Source organism: Pseudoalteromonas sp. AOP7-A1-14 (genome assembly GCF_052376275.1).
Lineage (GTDB): Bacteria > Pseudomonadota > Gammaproteobacteria > Enterobacterales > Alteromonadaceae > Pseudoalteromonas.
Genome location: NZ_JBQSVO010000066.1, coordinates 1 through 20,880, shown reverse-complemented (window position 1 = coordinate 20,880; position 20,880 = coordinate 1). Strand labels below are relative to the sequence as shown.

21 protein-coding genes are annotated in these 20,880 nt (G+C 39.5%); 10 read left to right on the top strand and 11 right to left on the bottom strand.

What is annotated here, in order from left to right; genetic code table 11:
• Positions 1-465: 465 nt before the first annotated feature.
• The 7 genes from ACT3RM_RS11180 to ACT3RM_RS11150 form a co-directional block, all read right to left on the bottom strand.
• Positions 466-675, bottom strand: a complete 210-nt coding sequence (locus tag ACT3RM_RS11180) for a cold-shock protein (RefSeq protein ID WP_004587186.1) — start codon at positions 673-675, stop codon at positions 466-468.
• 233 nt (positions 676-908) lie between these two features.
• On the bottom strand, positions 909-1,607 hold the full coding sequence (locus ACT3RM_RS11175) for a M15 family metallopeptidase (protein WP_441835357.1): 699 nt from the start codon (positions 1,605-1,607) through the stop codon (positions 909-911).
• A gap of 98 nt (positions 1,608-1,705) precedes the next feature.
• Complete coding sequence (locus ACT3RM_RS11170; RefSeq protein WP_441835358.1) at positions 1,706-2,761, bottom strand: hemin-degrading factor; 1,056 nt, start codon at positions 2,759-2,761, stop codon at positions 1,706-1,708.
• 64 nt (positions 2,762-2,825) lie between these two features.
• Complete coding sequence (locus tag ACT3RM_RS11165) at positions 2,826-4,919, bottom strand: TonB-dependent receptor domain-containing protein (RefSeq protein ID WP_441835359.1); 2,094 nt, start codon at positions 4,917-4,919, stop codon at positions 2,826-2,828.
• 123 nt (positions 4,920-5,042) lie between these two features.
• The gene (locus ACT3RM_RS11160; protein ID WP_441835360.1) at positions 5,043-5,456 is read right to left on the bottom strand and encodes a biopolymer transporter ExbD; all 414 of its coding nucleotides are present in this window, start codon (positions 5,454-5,456) and stop codon (positions 5,043-5,045) included.
• Positions 5,449-5,994, bottom strand: coding sequence for a MotA/TolQ/ExbB proton channel family protein (locus tag ACT3RM_RS11155; protein WP_441835361.1), 546 nt, complete (start codon positions 5,992-5,994; stop codon positions 5,449-5,451). Before ACT3RM_RS11155 ends, ACT3RM_RS11160 begins: the two co-directional genes overlap by 8 nt.
• 24 nt (positions 5,995-6,018) lie before the next feature.
• Positions 6,019-6,741 (bottom strand): energy transducer TonB, encoded by a 723-nt coding sequence (locus ACT3RM_RS11150; RefSeq protein WP_441835362.1) that lies wholly within the window; start codon positions 6,739-6,741, stop codon positions 6,019-6,021.
• A 64-nt stretch (positions 6,742-6,805) separates the two neighbouring features.
• On the opposite strand from ACT3RM_RS11150, the gene ACT3RM_RS11145 reads away from it, so the two are divergent.
• From ACT3RM_RS11145 to ACT3RM_RS11105, 9 genes are all read left to right on the top strand, one after another.
• Positions 6,806-7,732, top strand: a complete 927-nt coding sequence (locus tag ACT3RM_RS11145) for a heme/hemin ABC transporter substrate-binding protein (RefSeq protein ID WP_441835363.1) — start codon at positions 6,806-6,808, stop codon at positions 7,730-7,732.
• A gap of 2 nt (positions 7,733-7,734) precedes the next feature.
• Entirely contained in the window at positions 7,735-8,787 is a 1,053-nt protein-coding gene (locus tag ACT3RM_RS11140; RefSeq protein ID WP_441835364.1) for a FecCD family ABC transporter permease, read from the top strand.
• Positions 8,788-8,790: 3 nt separating this feature from the next.
• Positions 8,791-9,585, top strand: a complete 795-nt coding sequence (locus tag ACT3RM_RS11135) for a heme ABC transporter ATP-binding protein (protein ID WP_441835365.1) — start codon at positions 8,791-8,793, stop codon at positions 9,583-9,585.
• A 152-nt stretch (positions 9,586-9,737) separates the two neighbouring features.
• Positions 9,738-10,928 (top strand): acyltransferase family protein, encoded by a 1,191-nt coding sequence (locus ACT3RM_RS11130; protein ID WP_441994947.1) that lies wholly within the window; start codon positions 9,738-9,740, stop codon positions 10,926-10,928.
• Between the two features lie 674 nt (positions 10,929-11,602).
• Positions 11,603-13,411: a glycoside hydrolase family 3 protein gene (locus tag ACT3RM_RS11125; RefSeq protein ID WP_441835367.1), complete on the top strand. Its 1,809-nt coding sequence runs from the start codon at positions 11,603-11,605 to the stop codon at positions 13,409-13,411.
• A gap of 11 nt (positions 13,412-13,422) precedes the next feature.
• Entirely contained in the window at positions 13,423-14,220 is a 798-nt protein-coding gene (locus ACT3RM_RS11120; RefSeq protein ID WP_441835368.1) for a putative hydro-lyase, read from the top strand.
• Positions 14,221-14,232: 12 nt separating this feature from the next.
• Positions 14,233-14,964 carry a 5-oxoprolinase subunit PxpA gene (locus ACT3RM_RS11115; protein WP_192540188.1) on the top strand — a complete coding sequence of 244 codons (732 nt, stop codon included), beginning with the start codon at positions 14,233-14,235 and terminating at the stop codon, positions 14,962-14,964.
• Positions 14,949-15,815, top strand: a complete 867-nt coding sequence (locus ACT3RM_RS11110; protein WP_441835369.1) for a glutamate cyclase domain-containing protein — start codon at positions 14,949-14,951, stop codon at positions 15,813-15,815. Before ACT3RM_RS11115 ends, ACT3RM_RS11110 begins: the two co-directional genes overlap by 16 nt.
• Positions 15,812-16,669, top strand: a complete 858-nt coding sequence (locus ACT3RM_RS11105; protein WP_192540213.1) for an aminotransferase class IV — start codon at positions 15,812-15,814, stop codon at positions 16,667-16,669. The genes ACT3RM_RS11110 and ACT3RM_RS11105 overlap by 4 nt, the downstream gene beginning before the upstream one ends.
• Before the next feature lie 58 nt (positions 16,670-16,727).
• Here the strand turns inward: ACT3RM_RS11105 and ACT3RM_RS11100 are convergent, their stop codons facing one another.
• The 4 genes from ACT3RM_RS11100 to ACT3RM_RS11085 form a co-directional block, all read right to left on the bottom strand.
• Complete coding sequence (locus tag ACT3RM_RS11100; protein WP_192540212.1) at positions 16,728-17,714, bottom strand: WD40 repeat domain-containing protein; 987 nt, start codon at positions 17,712-17,714, stop codon at positions 16,728-16,730.
• Between the two features lie 156 nt (positions 17,715-17,870).
• Positions 17,871-18,428, bottom strand: coding sequence for an NAD(P)H-dependent oxidoreductase (locus tag ACT3RM_RS11095; protein ID WP_192540211.1), 558 nt, complete (start codon positions 18,426-18,428; stop codon positions 17,871-17,873).
• Positions 18,429-18,466: 38 nt separating this feature from the next.
• Positions 18,467-18,829, bottom strand: a complete 363-nt coding sequence (locus ACT3RM_RS11090; protein WP_192540210.1) for a MerR family transcriptional regulator — start codon at positions 18,827-18,829, stop codon at positions 18,467-18,469.
• Between the two features lie 165 nt (positions 18,830-18,994).
• Positions 18,995-19,906 (bottom strand): GGDEF domain-containing response regulator, encoded by a 912-nt coding sequence (locus ACT3RM_RS11085; RefSeq protein ID WP_192540209.1) that lies wholly within the window; start codon positions 19,904-19,906, stop codon positions 18,995-18,997.
• A 464-nt stretch (positions 19,907-20,370) separates the two neighbouring features.
• On the opposite strand from ACT3RM_RS11085, the gene ACT3RM_RS11080 reads away from it, so the two are divergent.
• On the top strand, positions 20,371-20,880 hold a 510-nt coding region (locus ACT3RM_RS11080; protein ID WP_444511374.1), incomplete at its 3' end, for a 4'-phosphopantetheinyl transferase family protein.

Genomic DNA, 20,880 nt, shown 5'->3' with positions numbered 1-20,880 from the left:
GTGTCTAAAACAGCCGTCTAAAACAGCATACAACAAGATAAAAAATAGCATTTTAAATCGTAAAAACATGCCAAAGCAGCGTATTTTATACTTTTTAAATTGTCTTTATTTTTGTGACGTGAACTTTATTATCAACTGTTGATAAGTGCTGATCATGCAATAGCAAAGCTATATTTTGTTGCTTTTTATAACGTGTTGACAGCTTTGTGCTCATTACCAGCTAGGCAATAAAACCTAAAAACGAACAGCCAGTCCAAAGATGACTCTGTATAAACAGTAAGTTTTGCCGTTGCAAAGCTGCTTAATGGTAATAAAGCTAAATTTAATAAAACCAAAGGAAGGAAGGCGGGCGAATAACAACTCACTAGTGTTAAAGTTGTGTAGAAAGGGGGCATCTTTCGTTAATTTTAGGCACAAAAAAAGCGCCCTAGGCGCTTTTTCTTATTTTTACTTTAAAAGTAAAAATTATAACGGAGTGATGTTATCCGCTTGTGGACCTTTTTGACCTTGTGAAAGAGTGAACTCTACACGTTGGCCTTCAGCTAAAGTTTTGAAACCTTCGCTTTTGATTGCTGAGAAATGTGCGAAAACGTCTGGGCCGTTTTCTTGCTCGATGAAACCAAAACCTTTAGACTCGTTAAACCACTTAACTGTACCTGATACGATGTTAGACATAGTATTATTCCTGATATAAAAAATTAAAATGTGCCCTAATGGGCGGGTGTAGCAAAAAATGAGATGGTACTTAAAACTTCAGGACGGTACTACAAGTAATACTTATACAACAACGAAATAAAGATTTATAGCTTACATACTTTCTTTCTAGCTGCGACCCACTATATAGACTTCAGAATATTTGTCAAACACTTTATGGTTTATTTTATATAAACTACAAAGTGCTATCACATTTACTTCACTTCAAAATCAAAATACGTATCTGGGTAAGCTTGTGGTTTATAGGTAAAATGCCACCACTCCAAAGAGTAAGGCGAAAAGCCAGCATCAGTCATTAAGTCTTTTAATTTATAACGATTAGCCTTTTGCGCTGCTGTTGTACGGGGGTCGTCGGTATTTGAAATAGTGTCAAACATATCAAAAGGTGAGCCCATATCCAGTTCTTGCCCTTTTACATCAACCAAAGTTAAATCGATGGTTGAGCCGCGGCTATGACCCGATTTGGCGGCAATATAACCCCCCAAAAGCTTATCTTTTCCTAAGTTAGGATAAAATTCGCTTTTGGTTTTCGTGTCGCTTTCATCATTTACCCAACGCACAAAATGATCAACGGCGCGCTGTGGGCGATAACAATCAAATACCTTTATACCCAGCCCTTGCTTTTGCGCTTGCTGCTGCACTTTTACTAACCCTTTTGCGGCACTTTCATGTAATAAGCACTTAGGCGCGGCATAACCGTCAACAGGTTTTCCAACAAAATTATGATTACCAAAATAACGAATATCTAATACAGCATTAGGAATTAGCGAAGTTATATCGACAAATTCAATACGCTTAGTCGCTGTAACAGGTTCATTAGCATTGACAGCAGGGCTGACAATGCACGCTGCTGTAAATAATGAAATTGACTTTAAATATAATTTTAAAAACATAGTGCTAGCTTTATTGGTAATTCAATTGTTCTTTAATATTACACATTAAAAATATATTGCCAATAAATTATTCCAGCACTATCTATTTCACTTGCACATTATGCCGCAACAGCTTTCTCTCGTATATTGTTGCATAATTCAATCCAGTCATTAGCTTGTACTTTGCCTTCGGTTCTACGGCCAAATAAGGTCATAACTGTACTACCTTGCGTATCAAAAAACTCTATGGAATGAACGGTAGTTGCACCATTATCAGTTGGCTTTTTAACTACAAACGCGCGGGAGAACAGCTGATTTTTCACATGTAAATTAAATTCGTCGTCTAGTACGTTATACCACGGACCAACCTGTTTTAAATTAGTTAATGTTCCTGAGTATATTTGTACTGCTGCATGATTATTCACAAAAATCATTAACTCACTTTGCTGCTCTCGAACAGTTTCAAAAACCTCAGTTAAGCAATCTGGTGATACTTCTTGCGCCCATTGCTCACCGGCTATTTCCAGCCCTTGTGTGCGGCTTACTGCAAACTTAGTTAATAGTGCAGGAAATTGGTGAACATCTTGCAAGCTCTCCCACCCTTGGCGAAATCCTTGAATATCAATTTCGGCCAGTGGCTTATATTCATCAACAACAACTGCAGGTGCCGTTACATTAAGCTGAGTGTCTTGTTGTTGTGCTTTAAATTTTGAGAGTAGTTGCTCAAATGCAGCGAAATCTGTTTGTACGGTGGTAAATACTTTATGTACAGCCACTCCGTATTTGTCAAAAAATTGAATACTACCTTGCTTCTCTTTGTTGTGTACCGCAAACACACTGTGCCATTTTGATATAAACAAGCGTAGATCAATGCCCCCAGGATTTATTGCGATAGCTGTTTTTGTATTATTACGTTCTGAGCAGTAAATTTTTTCATAACAACCTGAAATTTCACTCACCACCTGCCCGTTACGTGTTAATGCCATAACATGATTTAACTTTTTAAACGCTTTTAATATCGCTTCAATATTTGTGTTATCAAGCTTAGTTACACCAGCACCAGTTTGAGCTGCAATAAGTTGCGCTTCTGTAATATTTAATTGCTGCGCAGCGTCTGCGACTCTTATGTTAGGTTGCTGCTCACATAGCTGACTGAAACGTTGTAAAACACTCATATTTTTCACCTTAATGGGTATTATATAACTCAGCCCAACAAAGTAAGCTGAGTATTGTTATCATCTAAAATTTAAAGCTAATTTGGGTTTTAATATTACGACCAATACCATAATCTCCTATCGCTCCACCTGTGCCTGCTATCACTTGATATTCCTTATCAAGTAAATTATCCACAGCTAAACGAAGGTTCCAGTTATTGTTAATATCCCAGCTTGCATTTATTCCCACTAATGTGTAGTTGTCTTGCGCGGTTTCTTGATATGTTCGCGTCGAGGGGTCGTAAGCAAGCACGGCGCGCTCAGCAACATCTTGAATACTGATACCTGTTCGAACTGTTTCATCAAAAAATAGCAAACCAGCAGTCACAGCTAATTTATCGGCAGGTAAGTACCATAAAGGCTCGTTATCTTTATCTTCACCTGATATTTCACTGTAGGCTAAGTTTACATAACCTATTTTGTTAGCATAATTAACCTCAAGCTCAAAGCCATCACGGTCGTTTTCGCCACTATTGTTATATCGAGGTGCGGGGGTCGTTACAGAGCTAGTATTTGATTGTATTTCGTCATCAACTTGAGTCTCAAAATAAATAATTCGACCGGTTAGTGAGTCGACTTCAGTAAACACATTACGCGTTTGATAGCTCATGCCTATTTCTTTATTTCGACTGTTTTCTACATCCAGATCCAAATTAGGGTTTCGTCCATTATACTGATCATATAATTCATCAAGTAATGGGGCTCTAAAACCTTCTTGATAACTTGCAAAAACTGCAAATTGGTTAGTAACTTGATAATTAGCCGTTATTGCAGGCACTACCTGAGATTGTTCAACTTTAGTGTCTAAAGCAGAAAATTTTGCTGCAAATTGATCTGTTGGTGTACTGCGATACTCTTCATAGCGCAGCCCGGCTGTTAAGGTTAGTGCCTGCCAAGTGAATTCATCTTGAATGTAAACACCTAAACGCTTTTGAGTTCCTCCTGGTTGAGAAGACATTTCACTACTTACAGCCTCACTCCCATATTCCAAACATTCGTATGTTTGTGTATTTACATTCAAACAAGGGTAGCTCTGTTTTTCACCAACCCGTTCTTTATCCGAATACTGTATGCCATATGTAAATGCATGCGAGTTGATTACACTAGTATTCATTATATCTAGTGTATTGATGTTATATTCGTAGTGCGATTCAAGGCCTATGTAGTCTTTCAACATGCCTGTACCATCACTTTCTGTAACGTGGCTTTGGGTATTACCAAAGCGTATTGATAGATCAATATATTGATTATTGAGTGGGTTTAGCTCGTAACTAAGGTTAGTAATAGATTGATCCACGATGCGATAAACGGTGCCCCATGCGCCAGGATCTGTGGTATTAAATTCAGTTCGTTGAGCATCTTCACTTTGTGTGTAAGAAAGGCCAATTAATGAGTCATCCGTTAAGTAATACTCACCTTTGAGCAATAAAGACTCAGCTTCGATTGCAGAGTTGTCGAGTGCTTCACCATTGGATAACTCAAAATCATCACTTTCTCGTTTTATATAAGCGGCTAAGATATCAAGTGAATCAGTAGGACGCGCATACGCATAAACGCTGCCGTTATTTTCGTTATTATTACCATGATGACCTAACTTAACCTTAGCCCCGACAGTTTCCTCTGGCGCTAAAAAATCGCTGGCATCTTTGAGCTCCATCTCGACCACACCACCCAGCGCACCACCACCATGTAATACGGTGCTAGGGCCACGTTTAATACTGATTGTACGATATAGATCTGCATCGCTAAAAAAGCTACCCATCCGGTATTTTTCAAAGGTTTGGATTGCTCCATCAACGCTCACTAGAACGTCTTCGGCATCATTAAAGCCACGTACACTGAATTTTTGTCCTCCAGCACGAGGGCCACCCGTGGCAGTAACATTAGGCACAGCAATCAGACTATCGAACACCGTCGTCGCAAGTGATTCTTCAATACTATCGGCGGTGATCACATTCACGGCTTGTGAAGAGTTAAGTACTGTTTTTTCAGTTCGGGTTGCAGTAACCGTAACAGCATCAAGGGTTGTAGTTAATTGTTGATGTTCTGATGTGTTTGTTTGTGCCATTACAGGCAAGGAAACACTGGCAATGCATAAAGCCAGTTTTGAAAGGCGCATGTGTCGCTCCATTTAAGTTTTTAATTATAAAAATATGCATTGGTTTAGCCCCTAAATCACCAATGCGTACCAATTTAAAGCAACAGCACTATAACAACAAAACACCATGAATGATAATTATTTTTATTCGCTTTTGATTAATATATTTGCAATTTTATGATCTTCTTTAGAAAGTGCCGCTAACAGTTTGACCAATTCACCACTAGGGACTTGTTGATCAATAGCAAGGTAAACACCTTGTTGGTTTTTTTTTGCCCGCAAGGCTGCTATCACTTCTGTAAGAGAGCTAAATGGCTGCTTTGCCAAAGCGTAAATAAGCTGTTTCTCAGTATATTTAACACTTAACACGGTTGCTTTTTGTTGCTCTAACGGTGCTTGGTTATCACTTCCAACCTCAGGCAAAGTGACATCAAGCATCTCTAGTTTTACCGCCGCTGTGAGTAATAAAAACACAAGTAATATAAAGAGCACGTCAATCAATGCAGTTAAATCAGGCATTAAGGAACTGTTATTGGGTTTTTCTGGCAGCTCAAGCATGGGGAGTTTCATCAAAACAAAGTTGATAATTTAGGTGGTTAATAATGCGGGTCAAATCTGTTTGAAAACGCTCTAAAAGTGCGTTAAAAACCCCACTTAATAGTAAACAAGGTATAGCAATAATAAGCCCAGCCATGGTTGAATACATCGCTTCCCATAAGCCATCAGCGAGTAATGCAGGTGTTACTGCTTGATGTGTTTGTGCTATTTTTTTAAACATCAGCACTAACCCCCACACTGTGCCCAATAATCCCATCAACGGAGTTAATGTGCCCAATAGAGATAAAATGTTTAATCGTTTACGCCAACAACTTAAACAATCTTGTAAATATAATTGACACCATTGCTGGCGTTGCTCTGCCTGAGACTTTTGTTTTAGCTGCTGGCTAAACTCACTATTTGGTTGTTTTAGTTTTTGCATTTTCAGCCAACTTTGTGCAAACGCCAAGCTGCGCTCTAGTACAATGGCTAACGCAATAATTGAAACCATAAATAATGGCCAAGCCATAATACCTACAGCAGAAAATAGATCTTGCATAATTACTTCTCTTACTTAAGTCCGCTATGAACGCAGGGAAAATTCGATAGGCACATTAAAGCGTGCCCTTATAGTTTGGTTATCTCGTATTACGGGGTGAAACTGCCACTGTGATGCATTGTTAAGTGCCGCTTTATCAAGCTCTGCAAAGCCACTGCTCTTTAATATAGTTAGATTCGTTATTGCGCCATCTTTAGCTAATTCTATTTGCAGTATGGCAACACCTTGATAACCACGACGTTTGGCTTTTAACGGATAATTCAATGCGGGCCTTGGTGCTTTAAATATAGGTAAAGAATTAATAAATAGGACTTTATTTTGTAATGAGTGCTGCTTAGCAATAACAGTAGCACTTGAAGCGGGTGCAGGTTTTGACTGCTTTTTAGCAGGCTCAACAACGGGTTTTACCTTTGCAATTGAAGTGTCTGGTTTAACGCTGGCTTTTTTTATAATTGGCTTTGTTTTTTTCGGCTGCGCAGTTTTCGTGTTTTCTTTTACGCTTGGTTGTTTTGCTAAACGCTTAACCTTTGAGTGAAATTGTGTACTTGGCGCCTGTTTAGCAACAATAGTTGGCTTTTGTGCTTGTTTTTTTTGTGGCTTAACAGGCTCTGAAGTGATGACTTTAATCGCAATTTTATCAGCTAGTTGAGCATCACTAAATTGCACCGTATCTAGTTCTGTTGGCTGAGAATATAGCCAGCCTAGATGACACCCTAAAGAAATAATCAGAAAAATAATAAATTTCATAACTTTTAAATACAAATGCAAACTGTTACTATTTGCATTAAACAATATCAACAATGGAAACGTTATGAAACCCCTACTCTCATATTTAATTTTTATAACCTTAGCTGTAATCAGCCAAGGTGTTTTTGCAAAGCAATCAACTTATCCTCAAAGAGTTGTGGTGTCTGGAGGCTCAATTACAGAAGTTATATACGCACTTGATGAACAGCAACGGATAGTCGGGGTTGATAGCACGAGCGTATTTCCTGCGCAGGCAAAAGAGAAACCACAAATTGGCTATGTGAGAAGAATCAGTGTTGAAGGAATTCTATCGTTAAACCCAGATCTAGTATTAGGTGAATCCGACACTGGGCCAAAAAAAGTGGTTGAGCAATTAAAACAAACAGGAGTTAATTTAGTTATTCTTAATGAAAACGATAACTTACCGGGCATTGAAAATAAGATTAAAAAAATTGCTAACTTATTGAATGTCGATCATAAAGGCGAAGCGTTAGCACAGTCATTACACGTTGACCGTGATGCACTTAGCTATTTACTAAAGCAAGCAACGGCAAAGCCGCGTGTGTTATTTGTATTAAGTGTACGTAATAGCCAGCCCATTGTCGCAGGTACCGGCACTTCTGCAGATGAGCTTATTAATGCCGCAGGCGGTATTAATATTGCCGCAGATACGATTAATAACTGGAAGCCGCTATCAACCGAAGCTGCGTTAGCATTAAACCCTGACGTGATTATTACAATGGGCCGCCATGGTGATGATCCGATTATAAAGCTAGAAAAACTAGCTCACTTTAAATTCTCAAATGCGGTTAAAAATGGCCAAGTACATAGTTTTGATGGCAGCTATTTACTAGGTATGGGACCACGTACACCACAAGCAGCAGTAGAGCTTGCACATACTTTCCACCCAGAGGCTCAATTACCACAAGGTTACCAATATCGTTTTGCACCTAGTGCCAACAATGTGACCGTCCAACTAAGTGAGCACTGATCATGTTAGCACTGGGTAGTACATTAATTTCACAAAATCAGCATCGTCGTATGGCGATCCCCGCATTGTTTATAACTTGTGTGATTGTTTTTTTCATCGCCCTTAGTAAAGGCGGTGTTGCCATCAGCATCAGTGAAATTATTTCGATTATAAATGAAACAGCTAATGATGAACTCAAGCATGCCATTATTTGGCAAATACGTTTGCCTAGATTAGTACTGGCTATGATTGTCGGTGCGGGATTAGCAGCATGCGGCGCCGCGATGCAGGCTATATTTAGAAATCCATTAGCTGACCCTGGTTTAATAGGTGTATCAAGCGGTGCTGCATTAGGCGCCGTGGCTACGATAGTGTTAGGCACCAGTTTATTTGCTAACTTTAGCGATAGTTTAGGTATTTACGCTGTGCCTGTTGGCGCATTCTTAGGCTGTATTGGCGTATGTGTATTTATTTACCGGCTCAGCGCTCATAGTGGGCAGTTTACCATTATCAGCTTATTGCTGGCAGGAATTGCTGTAAATGCGATTGTTGGTTCACTCATTGGGGTATTAACTTTAATAAGTAATGATCAACAGCTACGGGATTTAACCTTTTGGAGTATGGGCTCACTGGCGGGTAATCATTTTGCAATGATGCTGCCCACAATTGCACTAATTATTTTTAGCTGCGTGGCGTTACTTCGCTTAGGCAAGCCGTTGAATTTATATTTATTAGGTGAAGCTCAAGCAAAACATTTGGGTATTAATGTTACTAAGCTTAAAAAACAAGTATTTATATACACAGCCTTATGTACCGGTGCTGCTGTTGCCATCACTGGGATCATTGGTTTTGTCGGTTTTATCGTACCGCATATTGTACGTTTAATATTGGGCCCTGATCATCGTTATTTAATGCCCACTAGTATGCTTGGCGGTGCGTTATTATTGAGTTTGGCCGACTTATTCGCCCGTACAGTGATGCTTCCGGCTGAAGTACCCATTGGTTTAATTACCAGTGCAATAGGTGGTCCATTCTTTTTAATCATGTTATTAAAAACATACCAAAAACGAGGATAAGTAATGCTCTCAGGTAAAAACTTAACAGCTAAAGTAGGCTCAAAGGTGCTACTTGATGATGTTGACTTTGTAGTTCACCCTCAAGAAGTGGTCGTAATAATCGGCCCTAATGGCGCTGGGAAGTCATCATTACTGAAAACTCTGTGTGGGGATATTCCATTTGCAAGCGGCAGTATAACGCTTGATCATAAAAGCTTGTGCGAGTATAGCATTACTGAATTGGCAACACTCAGAGCCGTACTAACGCAAAGTTATGAACTAGACTTTCCATTTACAGTTGATGAAGTTGTTGATATGGCGCACTTTGTTCATCAAGAAGATTATAGTGCATCACAGCTAAAGCAATTTTCAACTAATGCGATGCAAACATTAGGGGTCAGCCATTTAGCAAAGCAATGCTTTACTCGCCTATCAGGGGGCGAAAAACAGCGAACCCAATTAGCCCGAGTATTATGTCAGTTACAACCTAGTCTAGCGAAGAACAAAAGCGCTTATCTACTCATCGATGAACCTACCTCAAGCTTAGACTTATTCCATCAATACGAAGTAATGGCACAGGCTAAAGCAATTGCACTACAAGGCGCTGGAGTTGTTGCTGTGATCCACGACCTTTCATTAGCTGCAAGTTTTGCTGATCGCATATATATGATGAATAACGGCCGTGTTGTTGCTCATGGCTCACCTGAGCATGTACTCACCCAGGCGCGAATGAAAGAAATATATAATGTAGATGCTAAGCTGCAAACCAACTTAAAAAATATACTTCCGCATATAATTTTGGCAGATCGCGCTTGCTAGATTTACTTTGGTTGATTCTTTAGCTACTGCAAAGTGTCGGCCAAATGCTTTAAATACAAAATGAATTTGAAACAACTTTTGCATAATAACCCCCTTGCTAATCAGGAATATTTTATTACAATGATGTAATAATAAAATAATAATTAGCTACCATGTTAAAACAACACTGCCAAGATATTTTAGCCAAACTGCCCAGCCATCGATTACTTGCCCTTGATATACTCAGAGGGATTACCATCACTGCGATGATTTTAGTTAATAATCCTGGAAGCTGGTCTTACATTTACTGGCCACTTAAGCATGCTAAGTGGCATGGTTATACGCCAACCGATTTAATTTTCCCATTTTTTGTATTCATTGTGGGTATGTCTATTACTTTGTCGGTTAATGCTATGCGCGCAAAAGGACTCAGTAATTCAACCATGCTTAAGTCAGGCGTTGTACACACCATTAAGCTCATTGCACTGGGTTGGTTTTTAGCTCTATTTTATTATAATTTTAGCGATCCTAACTTTAGCTGGCTTAATGACAAGCTGTTAGGTATTAGGGTGATGGGGGTGTTGCAGCGCATTGGTCTTGTTTATATAGTTGCGTTAACTGCTTATTTATACTTAACTCCGAAAAAAATAGCCGTCACTTTTATTGGCTTATTAGTATTTTATGGCGCTGCAATGCTTTATCTACCTTATACGCTCCCAAATGGCGAGAGCGTAAGTGGCTTGTGGCTACACGGTAATAATTTAAGTGCGTGGCTTGATAGCTTAATACTTGGCGCACGGCATGTTTATTATGGCACTGCTGAGCCTTTTCCATTTGACCCTGAGGGGCTACTCTCTACTCTGCCCGCGGTTGCCAGTGCATTAAGTGGCATACTTTGCGCCATTTATTTAAACCATGAAAAAAATCTCAAAAAACAAGTTAAGATATTATTGCTGCTGGGTATCATAGCTATTGTAAGTGGGTATTCACTTTCATATTTAACACCTATAAATAAGGCTTTATGGACGCCAAGCTACGTATTGTTAAGCTCCGGTTTTGCCATGCTTTCCTATGCGCTATGTAGTACTATTTTAGATATATATAAAGTACGTTTATGGAGCGCGCCCTTTTTAGTATTTGGTGCCAACGCTATATTATTTTTTATGTTTGCAGGTGTAATAGCCCGAATAGTTATTATAATCCCAGTTGGCGAAAGTAGCTTAAAAGGAGTTTTTTTTACAAAAGTTCTCCAGCCACTGTTCGGTAATTATCTAGGCTCCTTTGCCTTTTCTATATTGTTTTTATTCATCTCGTATGTAGTTATGTATACGTGTTATAAACGCGGTATTTTTTGGAAAGTATAACAATAGCCAATTGCCAGCATATTTAAGTTGGCAGGCTCACTTGAACAAATAAATATAAAATTAGGTGCTTACAGTGAGCTCGGACTCGCTGCTTTAATAATAAGTTAGGCCGCGCTATTTTCCTCTTGCAGGGCATTTAATACACACGAACGGACGTCAAAAAAATGAGGTAACGCCCTTGCCCTAATAAACTCGCTTCGCAGCGCGAAAGATAATACCAACTTGGCTTTTATAAAGCATAAACTGGCAACTGATTTTTTTAACACCTGGAACTATTTGATTGACTCTTTCATTACGATGCCCTGTCGCTGTAGCTCAATACGATTACTAAACCTAAACTCAGATAAACAAGCAGGCTCTTATGAATGAGGAATATATTATTACTGTCTCATTTGCATTCTTTACACTGCTTTGCATCGTAGTTTTTTTCAACTTAATAATGATAACCCTTATATATAAGGATGGTGAAAGCCTTGATATTTTAACTCATGGTTTTTGCGGTTTATAAAAAAAACAGTTAGGGTAGTAAAAAACCCTGTATTTTAATTTAAAATAACATTAACATCAGGAATAAAGTATTCATACATAAAAATAAGCGTTCAGCTTTGGAGCCTACTGTGTTAAATAAGTTTGCCATATCATCTTTAATCTTTGGACTAGGGTGTTTTTTACCTATGAAAGCAACCGTTGCAGCAACGAACTTAACTCTTGAACAACAACTTGGCCAAAAGCTAATGCTCGACTTTCGTTATTACTGTGAGCAAGATAGCGAAGAAAAGTGCCGAAAACCTGTCACTTCATTGCCTGATGACTTAGCAAATATCATTGCTAAGCATGATATTGGAGGCGTGATTTTATTTGCTGAAAACATCGATAACATCCCGCAAATAGTTAAGTTAAACAGTGCTATGCAAGACGCAGCTGCTAAATCAAGTACGGGACTGCCGCTATTCATTTCAATTGACCAAGAAGGCGGCCGCGTTGCGCGTATTCCACGTGACATAGCCACTTCGTTTACTGGTAACATGTCAATTGGAGCAACTTATAAAGCCCACGGCACTAAGTTTGCTACTGAGTCAGCAAAGGTTATTGCTACCGAATTAAAAGCCATTGGCGTAAACGTAAACTATGCGCCAACGGTTGATGTCAACATGAACCCTGATAACCCAGTTATTAATGTGCGTTCGTATGGTGAAGATCCAACTTTAGTTAGTATTTTAGGCGGCGCGCAGGTTGCCGGTTTTGAAGATAACGGCGTAATCACCTCTTTAAAGCACTTTCCGGGTCATGGCGATACCAACGTAGATAGCCATACCGGCTTACCTAAAGTAATGCATGACAAAGAAACTATTTGGCAACAAGATTTACCGCCATTTAAAAATATTATAAAGAATCAGAACCCGGGCATGATCATGACAGCCCATATTCAATACCCTGCTTTAGATGACACTACTTTTGTCAGTAAAGAAGGTAAAACCATGATCAAACCGGCAACTATGTCGCGTAAAATTATTACCGACCTGCTACGTGATGAGTTAAATTATCAAGGTGTAGTGATCACCGATGCTTTGGATATGGCTGGTATTAGCCATTTCTTTGAACCTATCGAAGCGGTGGTAAATACATTTGCAGCGGGAGTTGATGTAGCCTTAATGCCCATTGAAATTCGCAGCCCTAAAGATTTAGCAATACTTGACCAACTTATTAAACGCCTAGTTAAAGAAGTAAAAACGGGTAATTTAAAAGCCGATGAAGTCGCAGATTCTGCAAAACGTATTTTAGCGCTTAAAAGTAAGTTTAAGTTACATACTGATATTGACGAGTCATTAGCAACTCCAAAAGCGCAGCTTTTATTAGGTGACGACAGTCATCGTAAAGTAGAAGCTGAGCTTGCCCTAGCTGCTATCACACAAGTTAAAAACCTTAATAACACTTTACCGCTGAATTTAACGGCCAGCAGTAAAGTGCATATTATTATGCCTGATACACGTAAATGCGTTGCCCTACAACAAGCTATTAAAGCCCAAAATAGTGCTGTAAATCACTTTACCTGTACAAGCTTACAAGGTTATGAGCCAAGTACCACTTTAGAGCAAATAAACCAAGCAGATATTATTATTGCCGGTAATGCTTCACCTAATCAAAGTGCGGTTGAGATTGGTGGTATGGATGACCTTGCAGATGACCCTAAATTTGCTATAAACCGTGGTGATCAGGGTAATGCACTTGAAGAATTATTAAAAAAAGCCAAACGTGCCAATAAAGATATCTTGTTTGTTAGCCTACGTGCACCGTATGATATAGCCAAATACGGCCAATATGGTGATGCAATTTTGGCAACTTATGCGTATAACATAGATATCGATAATGATGATAAAGTAGCAGGGCCGGCCTTTACAGCCCTTGCAAAAGTGTTACTTGGCAAAGCCAAAGCGCAAGGTAGCTTACCGGTAACCATTAACACTACTGTTAAACATAAATAATAGAGGCAACTATGCAACATAATGCATCTCTGACTACGCCGTATGCAATACGCACCATGATCCGTAATGGTGACTACTCAGGTCATACTTCTGGATTTGTACCTGGGTATGTACAAACCAATTTAGTGATATTGCCACAAGCTTATGCGTTTGATTTTTTGCAATTTTGCCAAGCCAATAAAAAAGCCTGCCCAATCATAGCCAGCAGCCGAATTCCTGGTGCAACAGATATACCCAATGTTGCCCATGACTTGGATATTCGTACTGATTTACCTCGCTATCGGATTTTTAAAAATGGCCAATTAATTGAAGAAGTCACTAATATCAAAGAGCAATGGCGCGATGATTTAGTTACTTTTTTAATTGGCTGCTCATTCTCATTTGAAGAACCACTCAAAGCTGCCGGGATCGAAATACGCAATATTACTGAGAACAAAAATGTGCCTATGTACATGACTAATATTCCGTGTGAAACTGCCGGTATATTCCATGCAAACATGGTAGTGAGTATGCGACCAATGAAACCTGCGGATGCGATTCGTGCAATTCAAATTTGTAGTCGCTTTCCTGATGTACACGGAGCACCCGTGCACTTTGGTGATCCTGCTGCAATCGGCATTAAAGATATTTACCGCCCTAACTTTGGTGAGTCTGTCACTATTAAAGAAGGCGAAGTGCCGGTATTTTGGGCTTGTGGTGTTACCCCGCAAATAGCGATAGCGAATGCCGCACCTGATTTTTGTATCACTCATAGCCCAGGCCATATGTTGATCACCGATATTCAAAATGCCCATATTTCGGCTTTTTAAACGGAAATAATAATGAAGCTCAATTGTGATTTAGGTGAAAGCTTTGGCGCATGGCAAATGGGCCTCGATGATGAGGTCATGCCACATATTGATATGGCCAATATTGCCTGTGGTTTTCATGGCGGTGATAGTGATGTAATGGCCAACACCTTAGCGCTTGCCAAACAACATAAGGTAATGATTGGCGCTCATCCAAGCTACCCTGATAAACAAGGTTTTGGCCGTCGCTCGATGGTGTTAACGCCACAAGAGCTAAGCAACTGCCTGCATTACCAAATAGCCGCTATTGAAGGCATGGCAAGAGTGCAAGGTCTAAGCTTGGAATACGTAAAACCACATGGTGCTTTATACAACGATATGATGGTTGATGAAACGATACTGACCACTGTAATGCAAGCAGTAGCCAGTTATCCAAGCAAATTAAAATTGATGATACTTGCTACTGCTAACGCTGAGCAGCATCAACAATTGGCGAAGCAATACCAGATAGAACTAATTTTAGAAGCGTTTGCTGATCGTCAATACACAGATGAAGGCTTGCTCGTTTCTCGAAGCATGGTTGGCAGTGTCCACGATAAGCCCGCATTGATTGCACAAGTAAAACAGTTACTCGCTACAGGTTGTGTGACTACTCGCTCTGGTAAGCAATTACCATTGCATGCTGATAGTTTATGCGTACATGGCGATAACGCCGCTGGTATCGCCCTTATCGAAGAGATCAAAGCACTATGTCACACCAATTAAGTGATGTGCAGTTAAGCCAAGCCATTGAAATCATGATGGTCGAACAAAATCTTCGCGGCATGCAAAACCTCTATGCGCATCAGCAAACAGGCACTTACCTGCGCGCCGCAAAGTCATTATTTGATGCAAAAAACACGATACTGATTGGCACTGGCTTTGCAGTAAATCAAACCTTCGAAACCGATGGCCCCGTTGGCGCAATTGCCTTATACAATGCACTTAAAGCGCTGGGTAAACAGCCTATTTTAGTTTGTGGAAACCCCCTTTACAGCGCACTTAAAAATGATTTTAATTGCTTTGAATTACCATTAAATAACCTTTCAGAAGCGATGGAGTTTAGCAAACAAGCATTAGCAGAGTTGAATCCTGATTGTGTGCTATCTATTGAACGCCCAGGGTTATGCCATGGGAATAAATACTACAATATGCGCGGCATAGATATATCTGCCTATTGTGGCTGCTTTGACTTTTTTATCTCGCAAGCGGCTTGTCCAACCATTGCTATTGGCGATGGTGGTAACGAAATAGGTATGGGTAATGTTGCTCAATACATGACTGAGCTGAGTATTAGGCCAAGCTTAACGTGCTGCGATGAGCTATTACTTGCTGATGTATCTAACTGGGCAGCGTACGGCATTATCGCTTTTTTAAGCCGCTGGTATCACCAAGACTTACTTGCCAATATCAATACCTTAGCAATTTTACAATATTTAAGTGACCGTGGTAGCGTTGATGGCGTTACCCACAAGAACGAGCTAACCGAAGATGGCTTACACGCTATGCACGGCCAGCAATTAATAACACGACTGCGCCAACTCGGCGGCTTTATAGAGAATGAGGATTATCCATGAGCACGGTTTACCTAAATGGTGATTACCTAGCAGCAGCAGACGCGAAAATTTCACCAATGGATCGCGGGTTTTTATTTGGTGATGGTATTTATGAAGTCATACCTGCTTATCAAGGTAAAATGCTGGGCTTTAATGCGCATATCGAGCGGATGAATAACGGCCTTAATGAAATTGAAATTAAGCTCGGTTACAGCACTGATAAATGGCGTGAAATTTGCCAACAGCTGTGTGAAAAAAATCACGGTGATAATTTAGGTATTTATTTACACGTCAGCCGAGGGGCCGATACCAAACGCGCTCATGCTTACCCCACAGATATAACACCAACCGTGTTTGCGTATGTATTTGAAATTCCTCCTCAACCCGTCAGCGACATTGAACACGCCACAACTTATACCGTTTCGTTAGAACAAGATAAGCGTTGGCAGCGTTGTCACATCAAATCAACCGCGCTACTTGGCAATGTCATTCATTATCAACAAGGTGCTGCCGCTGGCAATAAAGAGACTATTTTGTATAACCGGATAGATGAAATAACCGAAGCAAGTTCAAGTAATGTATTTATAGTTAAAGAGGGGGTCATTAGTACCCCACCACTAGATAACCAAATTTTACCGGGTATAACACGTTGGTTAATTTTAAATATTCTACATAGTCATAGTGATTTTAAAGTACAACAACGTGTTATTAGTAAAACAGAACTGCTTGACGCCGATGAAGTGTGGATTACGAGCGCAACCAAAGAAGTCGGCGCTGTGGTAAAAGTAAATGGTAAACTTGTCGGTGACGGGAAACCGGGCAAAGTATGGCAACAAGTACAAAGTTTATTTACCAAACATAAATTTGATTACTAATAGCACTTAGCGTTAATTTTAAAAGCCGTGTTTGTTAATTCAACACGGCCTACTTACACTACTTGGGCGGTTCATAAGGCCAAACTTCAAGCACGCCATCACTGGTTTCAGTCATAATACTTTTGCTATTTTTATCATAGGCTACCGCCAAGACGGAGCTGCGCAAACGTAGCTTTGCCGCCTTATACTCTGCTAGCTGCTGGCCATCGGCAACACGCCATAAATACAAAGTACTTTTTGGCAACCCTGTTAAAAACCATTTATCATCATTAATAAATAGCGAGTCATTAAACTCGATAAAATTGGCCATAATATTTAGTTCAGCTCGTTCTTCAGCTGTTTTTAAATCTAAAAATTGCCGATCATCCACAGAATCGATAGAAAACCCAATGCTTGCATTGCTATTCATAGCAACGTGATTAATGCGTGTTGTGGATTTAAAACGCTGCGTAATTTTACCGTCGTTAGTTGTCCAAACGTAGGCAAATTTATCACTTGAGCCAGTTAAGGCTGTTGTTCCATCATCAGATAGAGCCACAGAGTTAATATCTAAGCGGTGAATTTTTAGTAATTTAGAGACTGATGTTTGAGTGTTTATCACTTGCGCTTCACCAGAGCGATAGCCAATAAGAATAGTGCTTGCATCAGCAGAGACTGCGATATCACGAGCAATATTTTTCCCTGTCGCCCAACTACCCACTAGTTGACCTGTGGTGGCTGAAAACATATGCACAGAGGTACGATTAGAAATGAAATATTTGCTTTTGTCTTTACTAAAACCAACTAATTCAATGTGTTTAGCATCGTCGCCAACAAGGCACTTAAATTTTAGCTGATTTGTTTTATTATCCCATAAACACACCTTGCCTTGCTCAGCAACGATACTCATAGAACCATCAACAGTAAGTGCAGCTGATAATACAGGTTCATTAGTGTGGCGAAACTCACTCAAAGGTGCAGCTTCAAACACGGTATCACCAAAACAGCCCGCCAAGTTAATCATCAAACCTGTTGTTATAATGGATTTTAAAAAATTAGTACGCACTGATATTCCCTCATCTTATTATTTTTAGCACTTATAATGCTTAACTATTGAGGTAACTATCTTCTCACTTTCTGGTTACAGTTTCTATCCGATTAAGGTGCGTACCTATTTGTTTTTTATTAAATTTAATTTAAGTTAGCGCTTTATACCCGTTCACTATTTCCCAGCAAGCTTATTTAACCAGCTAGTGCGTTGCTCTTGCGAGGAACTAATAATAGGGCCAATATACTTAGTTGCTGTTAACTTAATTCCACAAAAACCTAAAATTGTGTGTTTTAGTTGCTTGGTAGCGGGGGCACCTTGGAATATCCGGTAATACCAAGGTGGCGTATCTAAGGTCAATATAAGCTGCGCTGTGCGGCCTGTTAATAATTTCTCTGGGATGGTTTTATTTGGGTGATACTCAAAGGCAAATCCGGGTAAAAACGTGCGGTCAATCAAGCCTTTAAATTTTGCAGGTAGCCCACCCCACCAAATAGGAATAAACAACACAATATGTTCAGCCCACTCAACTTGAGCTTGAAACGAGACTAAATCGGGTTCAAGTGACTGTAGCTGGTCATAGCCATGGCTTAAATTAGGGTCAAAATGCATCGCACTGAGTGATACAACTTGTACTTCACTTTCACTACTTTGTTGATAGATTGTCGCTAGTGATGCGCAAAAGCTGCCAGACTTAGGGTTGGCGTCGATAACCAATACACGTTTATTCATACTTCTACTCCTTTAAAAGCAGTAGCATACCCTCTCCCCTAAGGGGTAGAGTCAAGGTTATTCAAACAGTTTTTTATATCCATGTGATAAAAATCTAGCAACTCTTTTTGCTTTTTCAGTGCAGCAATATCATTCAATACTTGCTGTTGTTTGTCCTCTAGTAGAGCCAATACAGCAGGCCATTTAAGATCATGGCGTGCAACTTTTAACTGTTTAAGCTGAGTTAAACTAAGCCCTAATAACTGAGCTCGTTTGATCAAGGTTACAAACTCAACATCCGCTTTAGTGTAAACTCGGTATCGGCCTTGGCGCGCTATGTTTGTCAACAAACCAATCTCTTCATAATGCCTAACAGCTTTAATTGACGCTCCGCTGCGCTTTGCCATTTCACTAATATACATAGTTCTTCCTTGGGTGGGTTGAAGTTATTGAATAATAATGTAGATGGCGGAATGTGAGAAGCCTATTTAGTCTTTAGCGGTGAAAAACTAAACCACTTGCCAAAAGGGCGAAGTTTTATGTAACAATAAAAGTGATTATCTGGTGAAAAACCAGAGTTAACACGGCTAAAAGGTGAGTTTATTACGCCCTGTTTGCTTAGAGATATAGAGCTTTTCATCAGCTTTTTTTATAATTTCATCTTGCCCACTTAGGCTGCGAAAAGTAGCAACTCCAGCACTTACCGTTAATACATCAAATGCTGAATGATCATGTTCAATATTTAGCGCAGCAACACTTTGTACAATTTTTTGTGCAACCAGTACAGCACCTGATAAATCAGTGAATGGTAAAATCACCGCAAATTCTTCACCGCCATAACGTGATACAAAATCACACGGCCTTTTAAGAGTATCTTGAATACAATTGGCTACGCTTTGAAGGGCTTTATCGCCGACTACATGACCATAAATATCATTAAATTGTTTAAAATAATCAATGTCGATAAATATAAGGGCATAATCACTCACCTCACGTATAGCACTCAATTGTGTTTGTATAAGGTGAGAATCAAAATATCGGCGGTTATAGACCTGCGTTAAACTATCTAAAAACACCATTTCAAGTAGTTTATCACGTTGTAACTTAAGCGTAAGGTGGACTTTAACACGATTAAAAACAGTTTTAGCATTAATAGGCTTATTAATAAAATCAACACCACCAACTTGCCAACATACGTCTTCATGTTGTTCGAACGAAGTTATAAAAATAACCGGAACGTCTTTTAAATCAGGATTGGTTTTAAGCCGTTTACACGTTTCAATACCATTAATTCCCTCCATTGCGATATCAAGTAAAATTAAATCTGGGATATCGATTTCGCAATGCTTAATTGCTTGTTCACCACTAGTAACAGCCGTGGTGTTGTAATGAGAGGAAAGTACTTTCTCTAAAAGTGAAATATTTAACTGCTGATCATCAACAATCAATACTTTAGATTTTGTAAGGCTTTGAGCTATTTCACTTTCTACATTTGTCATTTACTGCACTCTTACTACTTTAGCTCACCTACTTAGCACAAGCCCACTCAAGTTAAGTAACCTAAGTCATGATATTTTTGATTATTCTTTGATCTAGCATACACTATCGGCGAAATTACAAAAGTATTCATTTTTCACACTCGCAGCAAGTTGAATATTCCTAACGAGTAAAGCAAAACACATTGAGTTTATTACCGTCTAAATCGCGGAAATAACCGGCATAAAATCCCGGTATTCCACGTGGACTAGTCGCCCCTTCGTCTGTAGCGCCAAGTTCAATTGCTTTTACATAAAAAGCATCTACTTAGGCCGGGCTTGAAGCAGCTATAGCAATCATTGTGTAAAGTAAGTGATTAAATTTAGCCAGAGTATGCTGGCCAGTCTGTTAATTAAAAATTATATTCCCCATTGCACAATTATAGTACTATCAATACTTTAATAAGCCGAACATCACTAATTATTTTATGACTATTCACCAATGCACACAGCTAACACCTTTGCTTACTCATAAATCATATTGCTGTAAATTTGAGACTGAGAACTTTTTAGGTGATGACTATAATCGCTATCAAATCCCCTTTCCTAAACAATTAGAAACAGCCGTTGCTAAACGTAAAGCCGAATATTTAGCTGGCAGAGTGTGCGCTAAACGCGTACTGGCGGCCCTTAATATCTATAATTTTGAACTAATAAGCGCAGCAGATCGTGCTCCTATCTGGCCTAATAAAATAGTGGGCAGCATTACCCATAGCCAAAATACAGCAATGGCAATGGCATCTGACAGTAGCGGTATTGCGGGGATCGGTATCGATATAGAGCAGCTAATGAGTGCCCAGCAAGAGCAAGAACTACAACAACAAATTTTGCGCCCTGATGAACTTGTTCAGTTTCAACGATTAGCCACACAAATAACACACCCATTAACCGTGATTTTTTCTGCAAAAGAAAGTATTTTTAAAGCATTATACCCAAAC

Bases quoted from the DNA above. Each gene is read 5' to 3' on its own strand.
- ACT3RM_RS11180 (WP_004587186.1), bottom strand. From the start codon at position 675: ATGTCTAACATCGTATCAGGTACAGTTAAGTGGTTTAACGAGTCTAAA.
- ACT3RM_RS11175 (WP_441835357.1), bottom strand. From the start codon at position 1,607: ATGTTTTTAAAATTATATTTAAAGTCAATTTCATTATTTACAGCAGCG.
- ACT3RM_RS11170 (WP_441835358.1), bottom strand. From the start codon at position 2,761: ATGAGTGTTTTACAACGTTTCAGTCAGCTATGTGAGCAGCAACCTAAC.
- ACT3RM_RS11165 (WP_441835359.1), bottom strand. From the start codon at position 4,919: ATGCGCCTTTCAAAACTGGCTTTATGCATTGCCAGTGTTTCCTTGCCT.
- ACT3RM_RS11160 (WP_441835360.1), bottom strand. From the start codon at position 5,456: ATGCTTGAGCTGCCAGAAAAACCCAATAACAGTTCCTTAATGCCTGAT.
- ACT3RM_RS11155 (WP_441835361.1), bottom strand. From the start codon at position 5,994: ATGCAAGATCTATTTTCTGCTGTAGGTATTATGGCTTGGCCATTATTT.
- ACT3RM_RS11150 (WP_441835362.1), bottom strand. From the start codon at position 6,741: ATGAAATTTATTATTTTTCTGATTATTTCTTTAGGGTGTCATCTAGGC.
- ACT3RM_RS11145 (WP_441835363.1), top strand. From the start codon at position 6,806: ATGAAACCCCTACTCTCATATTTAATTTTTATAACCTTAGCTGTAATC.
- ACT3RM_RS11140 (WP_441835364.1), top strand. From the start codon at position 7,735: ATGTTAGCACTGGGTAGTACATTAATTTCACAAAATCAGCATCGTCGT.
- ACT3RM_RS11135 (WP_441835365.1), top strand. From the start codon at position 8,791: ATGCTCTCAGGTAAAAACTTAACAGCTAAAGTAGGCTCAAAGGTGCTA.
- ACT3RM_RS11130 (WP_441994947.1), top strand. From the start codon at position 9,738: ATGTTAAAACAACACTGCCAAGATATTTTAGCCAAACTGCCCAGCCAT.
- ACT3RM_RS11125 (WP_441835367.1), top strand. From the start codon at position 11,603: ATGAAAGCAACCGTTGCAGCAACGAACTTAACTCTTGAACAACAACTT.
- ACT3RM_RS11120 (WP_441835368.1), top strand. From the start codon at position 13,423: ATGCAACATAATGCATCTCTGACTACGCCGTATGCAATACGCACCATG.
- ACT3RM_RS11115 (WP_192540188.1), top strand. From the start codon at position 14,233: ATGAAGCTCAATTGTGATTTAGGTGAAAGCTTTGGCGCATGGCAAATG.
- ACT3RM_RS11110 (WP_441835369.1), top strand. From the start codon at position 14,949: ATGTCACACCAATTAAGTGATGTGCAGTTAAGCCAAGCCATTGAAATC.
- ACT3RM_RS11105 (WP_192540213.1), top strand. From the start codon at position 15,812: ATGAGCACGGTTTACCTAAATGGTGATTACCTAGCAGCAGCAGACGCG.
- ACT3RM_RS11095 (WP_192540211.1), bottom strand. From the start codon at position 18,428: ATGAATAAACGTGTATTGGTTATCGACGCCAACCCTAAGTCTGGCAGC.
- ACT3RM_RS11090 (WP_192540210.1), bottom strand. From the start codon at position 18,829: ATGTATATTAGTGAAATGGCAAAGCGCAGCGGAGCGTCAATTAAAGCT.
- ACT3RM_RS11085 (WP_192540209.1), bottom strand. From the start codon at position 19,906: ATGACAAATGTAGAAAGTGAAATAGCTCAAAGCCTTACAAAATCTAAA.